The organism is Zwartia sp., assembly GCF_049655405.1.
Taxonomy (GTDB): domain Bacteria; phylum Pseudomonadota; class Gammaproteobacteria; order Burkholderiales; family Burkholderiaceae_B; genus Zwartia.
The window spans coordinates 436,154-452,768 of record NZ_JBASJR010000013.1 but is presented as its reverse complement, the minus strand read 5'-3'; the positions used below and the strand labels follow the sequence as shown (position 1 = coordinate 452,768).

The window sequence follows — 16,615 nt, the reverse complement described above, 5'->3', positions numbered from 1 at the left end:
AGGCGAGTTTGATATGAAATCGCGCCCGCTGCTTCGCTGGTTTTTTTTATTTCTCGTCAGTTTCATGGCTGGTTCAGCGACTGTTTTGGCAGACTCTGGCGAAAAGCCCTCAGCGGTTGCAAGCATCAGCGTGATTACCATCACGGGCAGGATTTCAAACCGTACGCTTGAGATTGTCAGCGCCTCCGCCCTGAATGTTAAAGGCGATCCGATTCCGGCAGGTTTGATTGTTTTGCTAGATTCGTCTGGCGGTGACGGTATGGCTGCGATGAAGATCGGTCGTTTGCTTAGGCAGGCTCGAGCGCATGTATTTGTTACGGGTCAGTGTTCTAGCGCCTGTATGTTTGTTTTGGCGAGTGGAGTGGTGCGTGGTGCCCCGGCCTATACCGTTGGAATTCATCGTGGTCGTATTACTGTGACGGATGCCGACGGAAAGATTTTGAAAGAAGTGAATGCGAGTGAAAATCCTAAGGCTGCCGCAGCACTGAGAAAATTTGAGTACGATGCAGAGGTCTATTTTGCAGAGATGGGGATGTCGCCTTCATTATTTGATGCGATGCAGGCTCATACTCAAAAAGGTGTTTACCGGTTGAGTCACACCGAGATAACAAAGTTTGGTTTAGTGGGATTTGAGGCTCGTTACTTTAACGAGCGAGTCAGATTTTATGATGCTCAAAATGGGGCTTATAAAATGAATGGTAGTGAGTTGCGTCGGCGCACTGCAAGAGTTGCGTCGCGCTGTGGAGAGTTTCAGTCAGATCGCAAACAATTTATTGCTTGTTATTCAGAGGTTTTGCGTGATCGTTATTTGAATTGATTAAACTGCATTTTGGTACTAAAGTTATATAACCTTTTATAGTATTGAGGCTAGGCAGGCAGGCCATTAAAGTTCAGTGTATGAAAGTCTCAATTTGAGGCGCGCTGGACTGATAAGGCACTGAAATGGCTGACGAAAACAAACCCACCCCACAGCAGTCGCAAGATGCTGTTCAGCTTGACAGCCTGACCTCACTTCAGCAAACAACTGAGAGTGATCAGACTTCCGGTACAGCGGCAACCGATGCGCGCGCTGATTCTGTCACGACACCTACCACTTCAAGTCCGCAAGACGGGCCGAGTTTTTATCTTCCTAATACTGATCTCACAAATGCACCATCGGCACAAACGGGTGGGGCGCCAATTAGTGATTCTGAAACTGAAACTGCCAACTCCCCTAAGGATGCTGGTGAAACGATCGATCCTGTCACTGGTGCTTTAGTTTTAGGCGTGACTGCAGCGGATACGCCTGAAGTCCAAGGTGCGATTGGTGAGAGTGGGGAGGGTGAGCGTTCGGCAAATGGTAGTAGTGCACCCTCGGGCCCCGGCGCTCCTGGATCAATGAATGTTCCGCGCACAGGGACTGTTCCAGTGCAGCCGGAGGTTGCTGTAGAGGGAACTGGAACTGTTGCAGCGACTGAACCTCTCGCGCCAGTTGCGACAACTGCGCCGGTTCAACAGAGTTTTGTTCCTCAGGTAAATGAATCATCTGTATCGACTGAGTCTTTTGCTCCCGTTGTGATAATTGAGCCGACTCAACTGAGTAGCGTGCCTCAGGTAAGCGATACTGTTATTACTGATGTAACTGCTCCTGCGGTGTTGGCGGAGCCAGTGGTTGATGTGCCTGATAGCATCGCCACGCTCACGAGCGACACGAAAGCCTTGACCGAAAGCGATGCGGTGCTCAGCACGAGCGGCACGCTGACGTTGAGTGATCTGGATACCACCGATGCGACGGTCACGGCGCAGACGGATACGGCCGGCACGTACGGCAAGTTCAGCATCGACGCCAATGGCGCCTGGAGCTACACGACCAACGATGCGGTCAACGAGTTGAATGCCAATCAGGTGGTCACCGAGGTGTTTACGGTGGCCACGAGCGATGGTGGCAGTGCGACGGTGACGGTGAACATCACCGGCACGAATGATGTGGCCACAATTACCGGAACTACTCAAGGAAGTGTCACGGAAATTGGTGGAATTAACAATGCGACTCCCGGCGTGCCGACTGCAACAGGTCAGCTAAGCAGCGCTGACGTTGACAATCCAATCAATATTTTTCAATCGAGCTCAGGGAGTGCGAACTACGGAACTTATTCAATCAATAGTAGTGGTGCTTGGACATATTCGTTAAATAACAGCAATACGACTGTAGACGCACTCAATGCTGGTGAGTCGCTTTCAGACTCTTTTGTGGTGATGTCTGCCGATGGAACACCTCAAACAATAACCGTTTCAATTCAGGGTTCGACTGATTACGTTACGATTACTGGAACAACAGGTGTTGACATTTTGACAGGTACTGCAGCAAATGAGGTTATCACTGGTGGCTTGTCAGGGGATACGCTGACTGGTAACGATGGGTTAGATATCTTTGTGGTGAGCAGCGGAGTGACCTTTGGTGGCAGTAATTCAAATCCAACTGTCAGTGGTTACGATAAGGTGACTGATTTTGTGTCGGGTTCTGATCAAATACAGTTGCCTGTCAACATTATTGTTGCTGCAGATACTGGAAGAGTAAATGGTACTGACACCGCCTATCGATATTCAAACTCGTCTGCTACGATTAAATCGCATTCGATTTCAAATGGTGTCGTGACTTTTTATAACGCTAACTCTGGTGGAAGTGCTGTCACAGTCGATAGCGCTAAAGCAGTAGCCTCAGCAGTAAAGTACTTGACGCTGAATGACTTGGGTAACGCAGGAACAACAGTAACTTTTTCGACAACAATGACGCAAGTTGTTGGTGGAACAACTCTTTATACACATTACATTTATCAGCAACCCACTGCCGCAGTTGGAAACACAAGTGCAACGGTTGTAGAAGTACGTGTTCCTACAACATCATTTACGTTAGACGTGACTCCTGGCACCAAGCTTATCAACCCAATCGCCCTAGATCTCAATCAAGACGGTGTCGCCTATGTTGATCGTTCCCAAGGCGTTACCTATGACTACGCTAACGACGGTTCAGCTGTTTCCACCGCTTGGGTAGAGTCTTCAGACGGCATGCTTGCTGTTCAAAGTGAGGACGGTAAGCTGAATATCGTATTCTCAACTCAAGAAGGCGAAACCGATCTCGAAGGTTTGGCCAAGGTTTATGATAGTAACCAAGACGGTGTGTTTGACGCCAGAGATGAGAATTTCGGAAAATTTGGGGTCTGGCAGGATGCGAATAGTGACGGTATCGCGCAGACCGGTGAGTTCAAAACACTAGATCAGGCGGCAATTGCGAGCCTTTCTCTTGAGTCTTCGGGTGTGCAGCACGTTAAGGCCAATGGCGATGTCATTGTTTACGGCCAATCGTCCTTCACCACAAAAGACGGTGTCACCCATTTGCTTGAGGATGCCGGTTTTGCAACAACGGTTGGTACGCAAATGATCGGTGGTGTGTCAAATAGCGACCCAGCTTTGATTGCTACGGTAGCGATTGCAACCGCAGGGCAGGAGTCGTTATTGGGTTATTTGGTCGTTGCCACACTGGATCATGTTGAGGCAAAAGTTGGAGAGGCAATTTCTCTAGTGATTAATGACGGTGCGATTACGATTTCGCACACTTTGACTGCGGACGACATCTCCAATCGTCGCTATGAGTTTAGAATGTCAGAGAGTGTCATCGTGACAGATGTCACGAACGTAGTCGGTGTGCATCTTGGTCTAGTGGATGCGACGATTTCTTCCTACGCCAACCCGGTAAGTATTCCTTACACACTTCTTGCCCCCACTGCTTATGATGAGGGGCTTTCAACAAACGAAACAATTCTTCAAGCTGATCAAGCCAGTCAGCCGTTGCAGTTTTCAGTCATGATGAGTGAAGTACTGGTTGAAGAAGAGGCCGAGGCGGCTGCCCTTGAGCCTTCAGACTTTGTAGTGTTGAACGGGATTGTTTCCTCGGTCACCATGGAAAGTAGTACGCATTACACGCTTGAGGTGGTGTCAGACGGACAAGCTCCGCTGAGTGAGGTATCGCTTCAGGTTACTCAGCCTGAGGTGCTTGCGCTCGAAAATCCTCAGTCATTGACTGAAATTGACAGCCCTCTCACATTAGATCCAGTCACTCCTAATCCTGAGGATTTCATGTTGCTTGAGCTCGGTGGCGTGACGTATGTCATCGATACGAGCGCTGCGAATGCCTCCGAAACCGGTGCGACGGACGACTATGCGTTGACAAACTCACTGTCAACGCCGCTCGTGGCTGGTTCCTGGACTGAAGCTGTTTCTGGGATAGAGGTTCCTGCGGAAGCGTTTGAACCGACTGAACCTGCTAACCCCTTGACAGATACAAGCGCTCCGCCAATGATCAATACTGAGATATTGGACGATCCAAGGCTGACGGATAACGGCTCCTGGACGCCATAATTCGGTTGTTGTAAAGGTCAAAGTTCCTCGAGGCAGGGCGCCTCGGGGGATCTTCCTTCACTGGGGATATAATGCCGGATTGCTAGTCAATGCCCCCCTAGCTCATGCTTGGTTAGAGCAGCGGACTCATAATCCGTTGGTGCCGTGTTCGACTCACGGGGGGGGCACCAAAAAAGGTAATACTTCCCTGTGTCTACCCCATCGTCTTACGTCTTGACGCTCTCATGTTCTGACCGTATTGGCATTGTCAGTGCCGTTTCAAAATTCCTAAGTGATCGCGCTTGCAATATTTTTGAGGCTGCACAGTTTAATGATCCGGCTTCAAATTGTTTCTTTATGCGGGTCGCTTTTCATACAAATGCAATAGAACTTAATTTCAGTAATTTAAAATCTCAGTTCAATGATATTGCCGATACTTTTGGCATGGAGTGGGATTTGGTTGACGCTCAAAAGCGGATGCCAACTCTGATTCTTGTGTCAAAACTTGGGCATTGTTTGCACGATATACTACTTCGTTGGAAAACGGGTCTAATACCTATCGATATCAAAGCAATCGTGTCCAACCATCTCGAATACCAAGAGTTGGTCCAAGCTCACGGAATACCTTTTCATCACATTCCTGTCACAGCTGAAACAAAGCCTGTCGCGGAAGAAAAACTTTTAAACCTTATTAGCCAGTACCAAGTGGAGCTTGTGGTTTTAGCCCGCTACATGCAGGTCTTGAGTAATGACCTTTGTCAAAAACTCGCTGGCCGTGCAATTAATATCCACCATAGTTTTCTGCCTGGTTTTAAAGGTGCAAAACCTTATTACCAAGCATACGATCGTGGCGTCAAGCTGATTGGTGCAACGGCTCACTACGTGACCGGAGACTTAGACGAGGGCCCAATCATCGAGCAAGATGTCGAGCGTGTTGATCACGCAATGAGCCCAGATGCCCTGACCTTGCATGGTCGAGATATTGAAAGTGTCGTTTTAGCGCGTGCAGTCAAATGGCACGCTGAGCGCCGAGTCATCCCCAATGGTAGCCGAACAGTTGTCTTTCGCTAAGATTAAATAAGTATTGAGTGGTATTAATAAAAACATACAAACACCACTCAATCAACTTTTTTCAATGCGTATTCATTGATTATTGAAGCGCGTGCGTTACCGCACATAAGCTGCAAGATGTTTGCAGTAACGTCTCCAAGTAGCTTTATCGCCACTCAACTTGTCGCGATACCTCATAACCTGTTGTAGAGCCGAGCTAATTGCGGATGGGGTCAATATGAATAAGTTAAAGGCGGCAAATGCAGCAGAAAAATTGGCAAAAAAGGCTCCGTCAGTAGCGACAGTCTCACCTACAGCTACGCCTGAGGTTCAGGAACTGATCCTAATGCAGCAGGCATTAAATTCAATATCGCAAGGTGTGTTGATCACTGATTCCCAAAGACGTACAACCTACATCAATGATGCTTTCGAAAAAATGACTGGTTACGCAAGGTCTGAAATCATGGGAGGTAGTGTTGCAATTTTGCAGGGTGCTGGGACAAACCCTGATACGATCAACGCGTTGCGGACGGCTCTTAATGCGGGTCAACCATTCCATGATGAAATTTTAAATTATCACAAAAACGGTACGCCATTCTGGAACGAGCTTTCTATCAATCCCGTGAGGAATGGCGAAGGCAATCTAGTACAGTTTGTCAGTGTGCAGCGCGATGTTAGTGAGCGCAAGTCCTCAGCTGAGAAGATCGAACATTTGGCGTTCTATGACCAACTCACTGACTTGCCTAACCGACGGCTCCTCATGGATCGCCTCAATCATGCATTCACCTCCAGCAAACGCAGCGGCCGAGAAGGTGCTGTGTTGTTCATTGATGCAGATAACTTCAAGGACGTCAACGATACCCTTGGTCATGATATCGGGGACTTACTCATTCAGCAGATCGCGAAACGTCTTGAATCTTGCATGCGTGCAGGCGATACCATCGCACGAACGGGTGGTGACGAGTTCGTAGTGGTCTTAGAAGATCTGAGCGAGCAACGCATTGAAGCAGCGAAGCAGGTCAGTGCTATTGGAGAGAAAATTCTCATCACGCTCAACCAGATTTATCAGCTTGACATACATGAGTACCGCGGTACCTGCAGTATTGGTGCTGTTCTGTTTTGGGATCACGAGCATTCTGCTGAAGAGTTGCTGAAACGTGCGGACATCGCTTTGTTTCGCTCCAAGAATGCAGGTCGCAATGCGCTAACATTCTTTAACCATGAAATGCAGGTTGCCATTCAAGAACGTGTGACGCTTGTGAGGGAAATGCATACGGCATTGGACCATCAGCAATTTCTTTTGTATTACCAGGTACAAGTGGACAGTACGCATCGTACATTGGGTGCAGAAGCTTTGATCAGATGGCTACATCCTGAGCGAGGTCTATTGTCTCCAGCCCAGTTTATTCCTCTTGCAGAAGAATTGGGTTTGATTCTTCCCATCGGTAGATGGGTTCTAGAGTCAGCTTGCTCTCAGCTCAAGGCATGGGAGAAAGGGGTGTTGACTCGCGATCTTGTTCTGTCTGTGAACGTCAGTGCCAAGGAATTTCATCAGGTTGATTTTGCAGCACAAATAAAAGCCCTCCTGCAAAGGTATGACATTAACCCAGCACTACTTAAGTTAGAGCTTACCGAAAGTATGTTGCTCGACAGTACAGAGGACGTTATTACCTTAATGAATACATTGAAGGAAATTGGTGTCAAATTCTGTTTGGACGATTTCGGAACCGGTTATTCATCTTTGCATTACCTTAAAAGGCTACCAATAGATCAGCTTAAGATTGACCAGTCGTTTGTGCGCGATATCGTTACCGATCGAAGCGATAAGGTGATTGTGCGCACTATTGTAGTTATGGCACAAAGTCTAGATATAAGAGTCATCGCCGAGGGTGTAGAAACGGTAGAACAGTATCAACACCTTTTAGACAGTGGCTGTAATGAATACCAAGGATATCTGTTTGGTAAGCCGATGCCTATTGAGCAGTTTGAAGAATTACTGAAGTAAGGCTTGATAGGCACATAGCGTGCAGCCAGCTAAAGCATTCAGGGTGAATTTTGTTATAAGCTATTGCTATAAAAATTTTATTGAATAGCTCACCCATGAAACGGTACTCCTCTCGAATGGCAGCAGTTGATGCGCCCATTATTCCCGCCATCGCTGAATTGGTCCGGAGCAATCCCGGCACCATCTCGCTGGGTCAGGGGGTCGTTAACTATGGTCCCCCAGAGGAGGCGATTAAAGCGCTGTCTAGTTTAATGGGTGATACGCAGCTTCACAAATACCAGTCTGTGCTGGGGCATGCAGGTCTTCTAGATGCCCTCACTCAGAAGCTCAGTACAGAAAATAAGCTTCAACTAGGCGCCGAATCCTTAGTGATGGTGACTGCGGGTAGCAATATGGCATTTCTGAATTGCGTCATGGCAGTTGGCGATCCCGGCGATGAGTTTATTTTGCCCATGCCGTTTTATTTCAACCAAGAAATGGCGATTAGAATGTCCGGCTGTGTACCTGTCACGGTGCCTGTCAACGACGACTGGAGTCTCAATGTCGAGGCGCTTGCGGCGGCGATTACTCCTCGCACACGTGCGATCGTCACGGTTTCGCCCAATAACCCAACAGGGGCGGTTTATTCCGAAGCATCCTTGACCGCAGTCAACAAGTTGTGCGCTGACAAGGGTATCTACCACTTTAGCGACGAAGCTTACGAGTACTTTACCTACGACGGCTCGAGGCATTTTTCTCCGGCTTCATTGCCCGGAGCGAGCCGTCATACTTTTTCGTTTTATTCCATGTCTAAAAACTATGGCATGGCGAGTTGGCGTCTTGGATACGTAGTTTTTCCGTCTGATTTATTTGATGCCATGAATAAGGTGCAGGATACCAACTTGATTTGTGCACCGATGCCTTCACAATTATTGGCATTGCAAGTTTTGAAATATGGTCGCGAGTGGGTCGCGCCAAAAATTGAAGCACTTGCCACTGTTCGAGAAAATGTTTATCAGATTCTCGAACAGCTTGGAGACTTAGTTCAGTTTCCAAAAACGCAAGGCGCCTTTTATGTATTGATGAAAATGCCGGGGCTCAAGGGTCAACAAGATCCGCTCGCGTTTAACCGTGCAATGGCGCAACAACATAAGGTTGTTTCAATTCCCGGATTTGCGTTTGGACTCACTAATACTCAAGAGGCAAACTACCAGCGCTTGTCTTATGGCGCACTTCAGGCTGCAAGTGTTGCAGAAGGGGTAGCGCGTTACGTTGAGGCAGTCAAAGACTGGTACGGGAGAAATTGATGGCATCCTTGCGATTTATATGGTTTCCTTTTTTTATATGTGTGCTGTCCACCGGACTGAGTCAAGCACAGCGCTCACCTGCTGCGCATGCTGACCACGCTCCTCATGCTCACCATGCATTGCATGGGTCACATGACACCTATGGTTCGCAGTCAGTCATTGCAAGCCTGCAAGCATCGGCTAGCAAGCAGGTCCTTCAAGATGAAGTCAGGCTGGTATTTGCGCACGAGGCCAAAGGAAAAACCGCTGCAGAGGTGAACCGAGTGTTAGCTCAGGCGATCGAGCAGGCGAGGGACGCTGTCAAAAACACCACAGGTTTTACCCTATCGAGCGGAAGTTTTCGAACCTCGCCCATTTACATCAAGGATGGTCGTACCGACGGTTGGCAGGGGCGTGCAGAGTTGGTGTTGACCTCCAAAGATTTAACAGCAGCCGAGGGTGCGTTGAGTGTGCTGGGTTCGAAACTGGCGATTTCAAACATCCAGTTCTCTCTTTCCACGACTAAGCGAATGCAAGAGGAGCAGGCATTATTGATAGAGGTTGCCCAAGCGTTTCAAAACCGCGCGCAAGCTGCGGCCCTCGCATTTGGTTTCAAAACTTACAAAATAGTCAGCTTGGACCTCAATGGCCTAGGTGCTTCAATTAATGGGCCTATGCTGATGCGAAGTGCCGCTCCAATGTCGGCTCCCAATATCTCAGACGCGATTAAGCTCTCTTTAGAGCCCGCACAAGTGCTGGTCAATGTCGATGTTTCTGGAAAGGTCACTTTTGACTAAGCGCCAGCATCTGCTCAACAATCTTCGCTGTCCCTGCGGTCGCATCGCGATGGGGCAGCCTTTATTTTTTGATAAATGCTGTGGCCAATACCTTGACCACTTTGATATTAGGCCCGCTCTTGATCCTGAAAGTTTGATGCGCTCTCGTTACACGGCCTTTTGTCTTGAGCGTGAGCGGTATTTGCTTGATACTTGGCACCCAACAGAGCGGCCCCATTCAGTGGAGTTTGATCCCAAGACGCAGTGGCTAGGTTTGGATGTTCGCTCTCAAAAAATGCTTGATCCAGACACGGCAGAGGTTGAATTTGTCGCTCGATTTCGTTTAAACGGACGCGCGACAAGACTGCATGAAAATAGTCTATTTAAACGTAACAATGGTCGCTGGTTTTACGTAGTTGCGCAGACCGATTAACCGCTCTCAGCCTAAGACTTTGTTATCATGCTGTGCGCAGCAGGCGAGTTCGGACGCAGACGCACCCCTCACGGAGTGCTGGCTACAAGATGACTCCGCGAGTCTATTCACATTTAACGCCAAAACAGTGACATTCACCTCATGACACTACTGACTATTATTTTGTTGCCAATGCTTGCAGGGACGACACTTGCCTGGCTTGCTGCACGAGTCAGTCGCGGTGCTTCCGCTTGGGCAGTCGCGGGCGTGACTTTGTGTAGCCTAGGGTTACTACTCGGTTTTAGCGACACTATTTTTAGCGGTCAAAAAGTCATCTCAAGCATTCCTTGGATGCCTGAGCTCGGGATTAACTTTGCATTCAGACTAGATGGTCTAGGCTATCTTTTCACTTTGCTCATTTTATGTATTGGCTTGCTGATCATTTTGTACGCCAAATACTATCTCTCAGAGTCAGACTCAATTGGCAAGTTTTACGCATTATTAATGCTGTTTATGTCAGCGATGCTAGGCATTGTTCTGACTGAAAATATTTTGTTAACTTTTGTGTTTTGGGAGCTGACAAGCCTTTCATCATTCTTGCTGATCGGTTTTTGGAATCATAAATCTGAGTCACGCCGAGGCGCTCGTATGGCCTTGACGGTCACTGGCGGTGGCGGCTTGGCCATGCTTGCTGGATTTTTATTGCTGGGTCATGTTGCCGGTAGTTATGAGTTGACGCAGATATTTGCTGCGCGTGAGACTGTGTTGGCGAGTCCGTTGTACATGCCAATTTTGATTCTCATTTTGCTGGGTGCATTCACTAAGTCAGCGCAGTTCCCGTTTCATTTTTGGTTGCCTCAAGCCATGGCGGCACCCACGCCCGTGTCGGCCTACTTGCACTCCGCTACGATGGTCAAAGCCGGTGTATTTATGTTGGCTCGCCTGTATCCAGTGCTTGGCGGGACCTACGATTTTGAAATCATTGTTTCAGTTGTGGGTTTGACGACAATGGCATTTGCTGCCTATGTCGCAATTTTCAAGCATGATCTTAAAGGGTTGCTTGCCTATTCAACCATTAGTCACCTAGGCTTGATCATCTTTCTCATTGGCTTGAGTTCGCCTCTGTCTGCTGCTGCCGCTGTTTTCCATATTATTAATCACGCAACATTTAAAGCTTCGCTCTTTATGGTTGCTGGCATTATCGACCACGAGTGTGGCACACGAGATATGCGTCGATTGCGCGGCTTGTTCAAGTTTATGCCCTATACCGCGACACTTGCGATGGTGGCTGCGGCGTCGATGGCGGGGGTACCTCTATTCAATGGATTTTTATCCAAAGAAATGTTCTTTGTCGAATCACTTGCTTTGTCGCATTTAGGTTGGTTTGGTTCAGTGGCACCTGTGGTGGTGACACTAGGCGGGGTGTTTAGTGTGGCTTACTCAGCCCGTTTTGTGCATAACGTATTTTTTAACGGTACACCCACAGATCTACCGCATACACCCCACGAGCCACCTCGTTTTATGAAGATGCCTGTTGAGTTGCTTGTTGTGCTTTGTATCTTGATTGGTGTTTTGCCAGCCTTGACCGTTGCGCCACTTGTATTTTTAGCGGCGGTAGATGTATTTGGCGGTCCGATTCCTCAGTACACCATCGCCATCTGGCATGGTTTCAATACGCCCCTCCTGATGAGCGCGATTGCGTTGTTGGGTGGTGTATTCATGTTCTGGTTATTACAGAAAAAATTCAACTTACACTTAATCGCCCCTAAAGCGCTCAATGGCCATCGAATTTTTGTACATACGATCGAGACTCTGCTGACCTTTGCTCGCTGGATGACCTCAAGACTACAAAACGGGTCTTTGCAGCGATATTTAGCTATCTTGATCGCAAGTGTGATCGTTCTGGGTGTATGGCCTTTCATGCAGTTCGGTTACAACACGGGCGATGCTCCTTTGACGCCTCTCAATGCAGTTGCGGTGGTTGTGTGGGCGACTGCGATTATCGGATCTCTTGCAACGGCTGTTTGGCATCGTCAGCGTCTAGTTGCAGTGATTCTAGTGGGCATCGTGGGCTTGGCAACAGCGCTCACTTTTGCGTATTTTTCTGCACCTGATTTGGCGCTGACGCAGTTATCTGTCGAGGTGGTGAGTACCGCTTTAATGTTGATGGCATTGGCTTTACTGCCTTTAAATGGGCCAAAAGAGTCGAGCTTCCTGCGCCGTAGCCGCGATATTACTTTGTCAGTTTTAGCTGGAGCGGGAGTCACTGCTCTGATGTGGGCGGTATTGACTCGACCTAATGCTTCAATCGCTTGGTATTACCTTGCAGAAAGTGTGGTTCGGGGTGGCGGCGCTAACGTGGTAAACGTCATTTTGGTCGACTTCCGTGGATTTGATACGTTTGGCGAGATCACTGTGCTGGGTATTGCTGCGATTGGTGCATTGAGCTTGATGGAGGGGCTGAGCATGGAGCGCAAGTTGTCGCCTGCGTTACTGAATTCAGTGATGCTGTCTGTCGCTGCACGGATTTTGTTGCCTTTTGCCTTGCTCGTCAGCGTGTACATCTTTTTGCGGGGCCATAATTTACCAGGAGGCGGCTTTATCGCTGGCTTGATCACCTCTGTAGCTTTAGTGATGCAATACATGGCAAGTGGCTCTGCCGAGACTTCGAGCAAACTTAAGCTTGAATTTCCAAAGTTGATTGGTATTGGTGTGTTGATTGCGGGTTTGACTGGTTTGGGCAGTTTCGTTTTTGGCTCGGCGTTCTTAACGAGTACGTTCGGTCATCCTGCGTTGCCACTGATTGGAGAAATCCCATTGGCGAGTGCTGCCGCCTTTGATCTCGGTGTGTTTTTGACCGTAGTGGGTGCTACGTTGTTAACCATCTCTGCGCTCTCTGGGGCTAGTCAGCGTCCCGACGCTCTTGCAGGAGTCTCTCAATAATGGAACTTCTTCTGTCCTCTGCTTTGGGTATTGTCACAGCCTGCGGTATTTATCTAATTTTGCGCGGACGGACATTCTCTGTCGTGCTAGGTCTGTCTTTACTCGGTTATGCGGTCAATTTATTTATCTTTGCGATGGGAAGGTTGGTTTCGGCTCGGCCGCCCGTGATCGTCGAGCAAGCTGCTGTCTATGCAGACCCTATCCCTCAGGCTTTGGTCTTGACCGCAATTGTGATTGGTTTTGGTATGACTGGATTTATCGTCGAACTAGCATTGCGCACGCGCCATGAAACGCATTCAGACCATGTGGATGGTCAGGAACCTGAGCAGACACAAGAAGGGTCGCATCAATGAACCATCTTCTTGTATTGCCGATTATCTTGCCCGCTCTGACGGCCGCGCTGCTTTTACTTTGTGGGCCTCGACCGGTTTTCAGTCGTAGCATCAGCTTTGTCTCCACAGCTCTTTTGCTTGTTGTGAGTATGCTGCTTTTAAAAGATGCTGCGACAGGAGCCTTTCAGACTTATGCCTTAAGTGACTGGGCAGCACCGTTCGGCATTATTCTTGTGCTGGATCGTTTATCCGGTCTGATGGTGTTGTTGACTGCAGTGGTAGCGTTAGCGGCTCTGTTTTACGCCATGCAGGGCTGGGACACGCGTGGCAGGTATTTTCATGCATTATTTCAGTTCCAGCTGATGGGAATCAACGGCGCGTTTTTGACGGGTGATTTGTTTAACCTCTTTGTATTCTTTGAGGTCTTACTGATTGCCTCATATTGTTTGCTGATGTATGGTTTTGGAGAGCGACGCTTACGCGCTTCTGTCCATTACGTCGCGATCAACTTGACAGGCTCTGCGGTATTTTTAATCGCCGTCAGTTTGTTATACAGCGTGACTGGTACGCTCAATATGGCGCATTTGGCGGAGGTGGTGGCACAATCTCCACCCGCCGATATTGCTCTGATTCGGTCCTCTGGATTGATGTTGCTCGGCGTCTTTGGTATCAAGGCCGCACTGTTCCCCGTTTATTTTTGGTTACCTGCCGCATATTCAAGTGCCTCAGCTCCGGTAGCGGCTTTGTTCGCCATCATGACCAAGGTCGGTGTTTATTCAATTTTGAGATTCACGACCTTGATTTTCGCTGGGACGAGCGATGCGTCTGCCGACCTTACCACGCCATGGTTGCTACCGCTCGCATTGATGACTCTTGCGTTAGCAACGCTGGGGGCTTTGGCGGCTAAACGTCTGTTGGAGTTGTTCGCATACCTGACGATTGCCTCCGTGGGGACTATTTTGATTGCGGTTTCAGCGGGAGGTGTGGCGGGCCTTTCTGGTGGTTTATTTTATCTAGTACACAGTACGCTCATTATTTCAGCGCTATTTTTACTGGCTGAAATGATTGGACAAGCTCGGGGTGACGCTCAGGAGCAGCTGCATTCAGGCCCAGAGCTTTTGCAGTCAGCGCGGCTCGGCATTGCCTTTTTAATCGGGGCTGTGATTGTTGCAGGCTTGCCACTTTCATCTGGCTTTCTTGCAAAACTGATGATTTTGCAAAGTGCAATCAATAGTCCACAGATGCCTTGGGTATGGGGCACGATATTGGGTGCAAGCCTTTTAACATTGATTGGATTGGCGCGCGCCGGTAGCATGATGTTCTGGAAAACTTCGCATGCGGCTTCATCGCAAGCGGTGAGCCCAACAGGTTTGCAATGGCTTCCCGTTGTCGGTTTGCTCGCGTTGAGTGTCCTGATGGTTGTTTACGCTGCGCCTATTAAAAGATATACCGACGCCACGGCTCAGCAACTCAAAAATCCTAGCGAGTACATAACCGCTGTGATCGGAAAGACTCCCGATCGTGCGCCTCGCTTATTACCCATCGAGGCTAAGTAATGAAGGCCTGGCTTCCGTATCCAATATTGTCGTTGTTGCTCTTTATCGTATGGCTATTGCTCGTTTCTGAGATTTCAGTCGCACATGTTTTATTGGCCTTTTTTTTAGCGTGGGGATTGCCATTGCTGTGCAAGCCATTCTTATCAACGCTTCCAACGATTCGTCAGCCATTTGCTGCCATGCGTTTGATTGGGCTGGTCACCTACGATATTGTGGTGGCAAACATTGCCGTGGCCCGTTTGGTGTTGGGACCGACTGCTCGGCTCAAGCCGGTGTTTGTTCAAGTACCTTTGACGCTCACTCAGCCGATGTCAATTGCGCTTCTTGCGAGCATTATCACAATGACACCTGGCACTGTGTCCTCAGATTTGTCGAAAGACAACAAGATGTTGCTTGTGCACGCATTGGATTGTAGTGACCCTGATGCGCTGGTGGCAGACATCAAACAACGTTACGAAAAACCTCTGTTGGAGATTTTCGGATGCTAGAACTTTCTATCAATATTGCCTTGGGGGCCATTGGGTTGTCGATGGCACTCACGGTATATCGCCTCATTAAAGGGCCGGATGCGCCAGACAGGATCCTTGCCCTCGACACGCTTTACGTCAATGCAGTGGCTTTGTTAATTGTTCTCGGCATACAGGACAGTAGTTCGATTTATTTCGAAGCGGCGCTTTTAATCGCGCTGATGGGTTTTGTCGCGACGGTTGCGCTTGCGCGCTATTTGGCGCGCGGCGATGTGATGGACTAAGGACAGGAGAAACGCATGCTTGAAATCATCACATCTGTATGTCTGTTAATCGGTGCATTTTTCACCGTAGTTGGCTCAATCGGACTGGTTCGGTTGCCAGAGTTTTTTATGCGTTTGCATGCGCCAACCAAGGCCTCTACGCTTGGCGTAGGAGGGATCTTGTTAGCCTCTATGGCTTACGCGTTCAAAGACGGTTTATTGATCCATGAACTCATCATCACTCTCTTTGTGTTTCTGACCGCCCCAGTCAGCGCACAATTGTTATCCCAAGCGGCCTTGAGATTGAAACTCAAATCAAAAGCGCGCCTGCCCGAATGAAGACTTTAGGTCAGGGCTATCGAGCACTGGTAATCGGCTCGAGCGGTGCGATTGGAGGCGCTTTCATTATGGCGCTGCGCGCAGACCCTGCTTGTGCAGAAGTCGTGGCGCTATCGCGGTCGACTCATCCTGATTTTTCTCTAGAAAACGAGTCGAGTATTGCGCAGGTAGCAGAAGGGCTGAAAAGTGCCACTCCTTTTTCGTTAATTATCGATGCGACAGGAGCCTTAACGATTGACGGCCATGGTCCTGAAAAGAGTTTGAATGCCTTAAATGCCGAACGCTTATTGCGTAGCTTTCAGATTAACGCCGTTGGGCCTGCATTATTACTCAAATACTTTCTACCTTTGTTAGGCACTCGGCGTGCTGTTTACGCCAAGCTTTCCGCGCGTGTCGGGAGTATTTCTGATAACAAAAAGGGGGGGTGGTACGGGTATCGCGCCTCTAAAGCTGCTCTCAATATGCTGCTCCAAACTGCGGCGATTGAGTGGGGTCGCAAAAACCCCGCCGCTGTGATTGCAGCATTACAACCGGGAACAGTCCAGTCTGCACTCTCTAAGCCTTTTGTGGGGCAGGATGCAGCGTTATTGCCTCAAGCATCCGTGGAGGGGTTGCTTGCAGCACTTGATCAGCTTGGAATGACCTCAGAAACAGAGTGCCCTACACATAAAGGCGCTTACTTTATCGATTACCAAGGTAAATCTATCCCTTGGTAGGTTGAATTGCCAATTGGTCATTTTTGAGTACCTTCTTATTCTATTTGGTTATATGTAGATAGGAAATATGTACTTCGGGATTGAGCGAGCAAAGAGCAAAATCACACTCTCACTTTC

General features: G+C 48.6%; 14 protein-coding genes and 1 tRNA gene. All 15 read left to right on the top strand.

All coding sequences use genetic code 11. The annotated features are described in order from the left end of the window. Nucleotides 1-13: 13 nt before the first annotated feature. The 15 genes from WBJ47_RS13575 (at nucleotide 14) to WBJ47_RS13505 (ending at nucleotide 16,498) form a co-directional block, all read left to right on the top strand. Entirely contained in the window at nucleotides 14-817 is an 804-nt protein-coding gene (locus tag WBJ47_RS13575; RefSeq protein ID WP_422243819.1) for a hypothetical protein, read from the top strand. A 125-nt stretch (nucleotides 818-942) separates the two neighbouring features. Then, nucleotides 943-4,395 (top strand): VCBS domain-containing protein, encoded by a 3,453-nt coding sequence (locus tag WBJ47_RS13570; protein WP_422243818.1) that lies wholly within the window; start codon nucleotides 943-945, stop codon nucleotides 4,393-4,395. Nucleotides 4,396-4,486: 91 nt separating this feature from the next. Beyond that, a tRNA-Ile gene (locus tag WBJ47_RS13565) sits at nucleotides 4,487-4,565 on the top strand. A 19-nt stretch (nucleotides 4,566-4,584) separates the two neighbouring features. Beyond that, a complete protein-coding gene (gene purU, locus WBJ47_RS13560) occupies nucleotides 4,585-5,445 on the top strand; it encodes a formyltetrahydrofolate deformylase (protein ID WP_422243817.1) in 861 nt (286 codons plus the stop codon). Between the two features lie 217 nt (nucleotides 5,446-5,662). Further along, the gene (locus WBJ47_RS13555) at nucleotides 5,663-7,429 is read left to right on the top strand and encodes a putative bifunctional diguanylate cyclase/phosphodiesterase (RefSeq protein ID WP_422243816.1); all 1,767 of its coding nucleotides are present in this window, start codon (nucleotides 5,663-5,665) and stop codon (nucleotides 7,427-7,429) included. 95 nt (nucleotides 7,430-7,524) lie between these two features. Then, nucleotides 7,525-8,715 (top strand): pyridoxal phosphate-dependent aminotransferase, encoded by a 1,191-nt coding sequence (locus WBJ47_RS13550; protein ID WP_422243815.1) that lies wholly within the window; start codon nucleotides 7,525-7,527, stop codon nucleotides 8,713-8,715. Continuing rightward, nucleotides 8,715-9,491, top strand: a complete 777-nt coding sequence (locus tag WBJ47_RS13545; protein WP_422243814.1) for an SIMPL domain-containing protein — start codon at nucleotides 8,715-8,717, stop codon at nucleotides 9,489-9,491. The genes WBJ47_RS13550 and WBJ47_RS13545 overlap by 1 nt, the downstream gene beginning before the upstream one ends. Next, nucleotides 9,457-9,903, top strand: coding sequence for a YchJ family protein (locus tag WBJ47_RS13540; RefSeq protein WP_422243813.1), 447 nt, complete (start codon nucleotides 9,457-9,459; stop codon nucleotides 9,901-9,903). The genes WBJ47_RS13545 and WBJ47_RS13540 overlap by 35 nt, the downstream gene beginning before the upstream one ends. A gap of 141 nt (nucleotides 9,904-10,044) precedes the next feature. Beyond that, nucleotides 10,045-12,825 carry a monovalent cation/H+ antiporter subunit A gene (locus WBJ47_RS13535; protein ID WP_424585329.1) on the top strand — a complete coding sequence of 927 codons (2,781 nt, stop codon included), beginning with the start codon at nucleotides 10,045-10,047 and terminating at the stop codon, nucleotides 12,823-12,825. Continuing rightward, a complete protein-coding gene (locus WBJ47_RS13530; RefSeq protein WP_422243253.1) occupies nucleotides 12,825-13,178 on the top strand; it encodes a Na+/H+ antiporter subunit C in 354 nt (117 codons plus the stop codon). Before WBJ47_RS13535 ends, WBJ47_RS13530 begins: the two co-directional genes overlap by 1 nt. Then, the gene (locus WBJ47_RS13525) at nucleotides 13,175-14,713 is read left to right on the top strand and encodes a monovalent cation/H+ antiporter subunit D (RefSeq protein WP_424585328.1); all 1,539 of its coding nucleotides are present in this window, start codon (nucleotides 13,175-13,177) and stop codon (nucleotides 14,711-14,713) included. The genes WBJ47_RS13530 and WBJ47_RS13525 overlap by 4 nt, the downstream gene beginning before the upstream one ends. Continuing rightward, entirely contained in the window at nucleotides 14,713-15,201 is a 489-nt protein-coding gene (locus WBJ47_RS13520; RefSeq protein ID WP_422243251.1) for a Na+/H+ antiporter subunit E, read from the top strand. Before WBJ47_RS13525 ends, WBJ47_RS13520 begins: the two co-directional genes overlap by 1 nt. Beyond that, nucleotides 15,195-15,464 (top strand): K+/H+ antiporter subunit F, encoded by a 270-nt coding sequence (locus tag WBJ47_RS13515; protein WP_422243250.1) that lies wholly within the window; start codon nucleotides 15,195-15,197, stop codon nucleotides 15,462-15,464. The genes WBJ47_RS13520 and WBJ47_RS13515 overlap by 7 nt, the downstream gene beginning before the upstream one ends. A gap of 15 nt (nucleotides 15,465-15,479) precedes the next feature. After that, the gene (locus WBJ47_RS13510; RefSeq protein WP_422243249.1) at nucleotides 15,480-15,782 is read left to right on the top strand and encodes a Na+/H+ antiporter subunit G; all 303 of its coding nucleotides are present in this window, start codon (nucleotides 15,480-15,482) and stop codon (nucleotides 15,780-15,782) included. Further along, nucleotides 15,779-16,498, top strand: a complete 720-nt coding sequence (locus WBJ47_RS13505) for an SDR family NAD(P)-dependent oxidoreductase (RefSeq protein ID WP_422243248.1) — start codon at nucleotides 15,779-15,781, stop codon at nucleotides 16,496-16,498. The genes WBJ47_RS13510 and WBJ47_RS13505 overlap by 4 nt, the downstream gene beginning before the upstream one ends. Nucleotides 16,499-16,615: the final 117 nt, after the last annotated feature.

Bases quoted from the DNA above. Each gene is read 5' to 3' on its own strand.
- WBJ47_RS13535 (WP_424585329.1), top strand. From the start codon at position 10,045: ATGACACTACTGACTATTATTTTGTTGCCAATGCTTGCAGGGACGACA.
- WBJ47_RS13575 (WP_422243819.1), top strand. From the start codon at position 14: ATGAAATCGCGCCCGCTGCTTCGCTGGTTTTTTTTATTTCTCGTCAGT.
- WBJ47_RS13530 (WP_422243253.1), top strand. From the start codon at position 12,825: ATGGAACTTCTTCTGTCCTCTGCTTTGGGTATTGTCACAGCCTGCGGT.
- WBJ47_RS13550 (WP_422243815.1), top strand. From the start codon at position 7,525: ATGAAACGGTACTCCTCTCGAATGGCAGCAGTTGATGCGCCCATTATT.
- WBJ47_RS13520 (WP_422243251.1), top strand. From the start codon at position 14,713: ATGAAGGCCTGGCTTCCGTATCCAATATTGTCGTTGTTGCTCTTTATC.
- WBJ47_RS13570 (WP_422243818.1), top strand. From the start codon at position 943: ATGGCTGACGAAAACAAACCCACCCCACAGCAGTCGCAAGATGCTGTT.
- WBJ47_RS13525 (WP_424585328.1), top strand. From the start codon at position 13,175: ATGAACCATCTTCTTGTATTGCCGATTATCTTGCCCGCTCTGACGGCC.
- WBJ47_RS13505 (WP_422243248.1), top strand. From the start codon at position 15,779: ATGAAGACTTTAGGTCAGGGCTATCGAGCACTGGTAATCGGCTCGAGC.
- WBJ47_RS13555 (WP_422243816.1), top strand. From the start codon at position 5,663: ATGAATAAGTTAAAGGCGGCAAATGCAGCAGAAAAATTGGCAAAAAAG.
- WBJ47_RS13545 (WP_422243814.1), top strand. From the start codon at position 8,715: ATGGCATCCTTGCGATTTATATGGTTTCCTTTTTTTATATGTGTGCTG.
- WBJ47_RS13515 (WP_422243250.1), top strand. From the start codon at position 15,195: ATGCTAGAACTTTCTATCAATATTGCCTTGGGGGCCATTGGGTTGTCG.
- WBJ47_RS13540 (WP_422243813.1), top strand. From the start codon at position 9,457: ATGTCGATGTTTCTGGAAAGGTCACTTTTGACTAAGCGCCAGCATCTG.
- WBJ47_RS13510 (WP_422243249.1), top strand. From the start codon at position 15,480: ATGCTTGAAATCATCACATCTGTATGTCTGTTAATCGGTGCATTTTTC.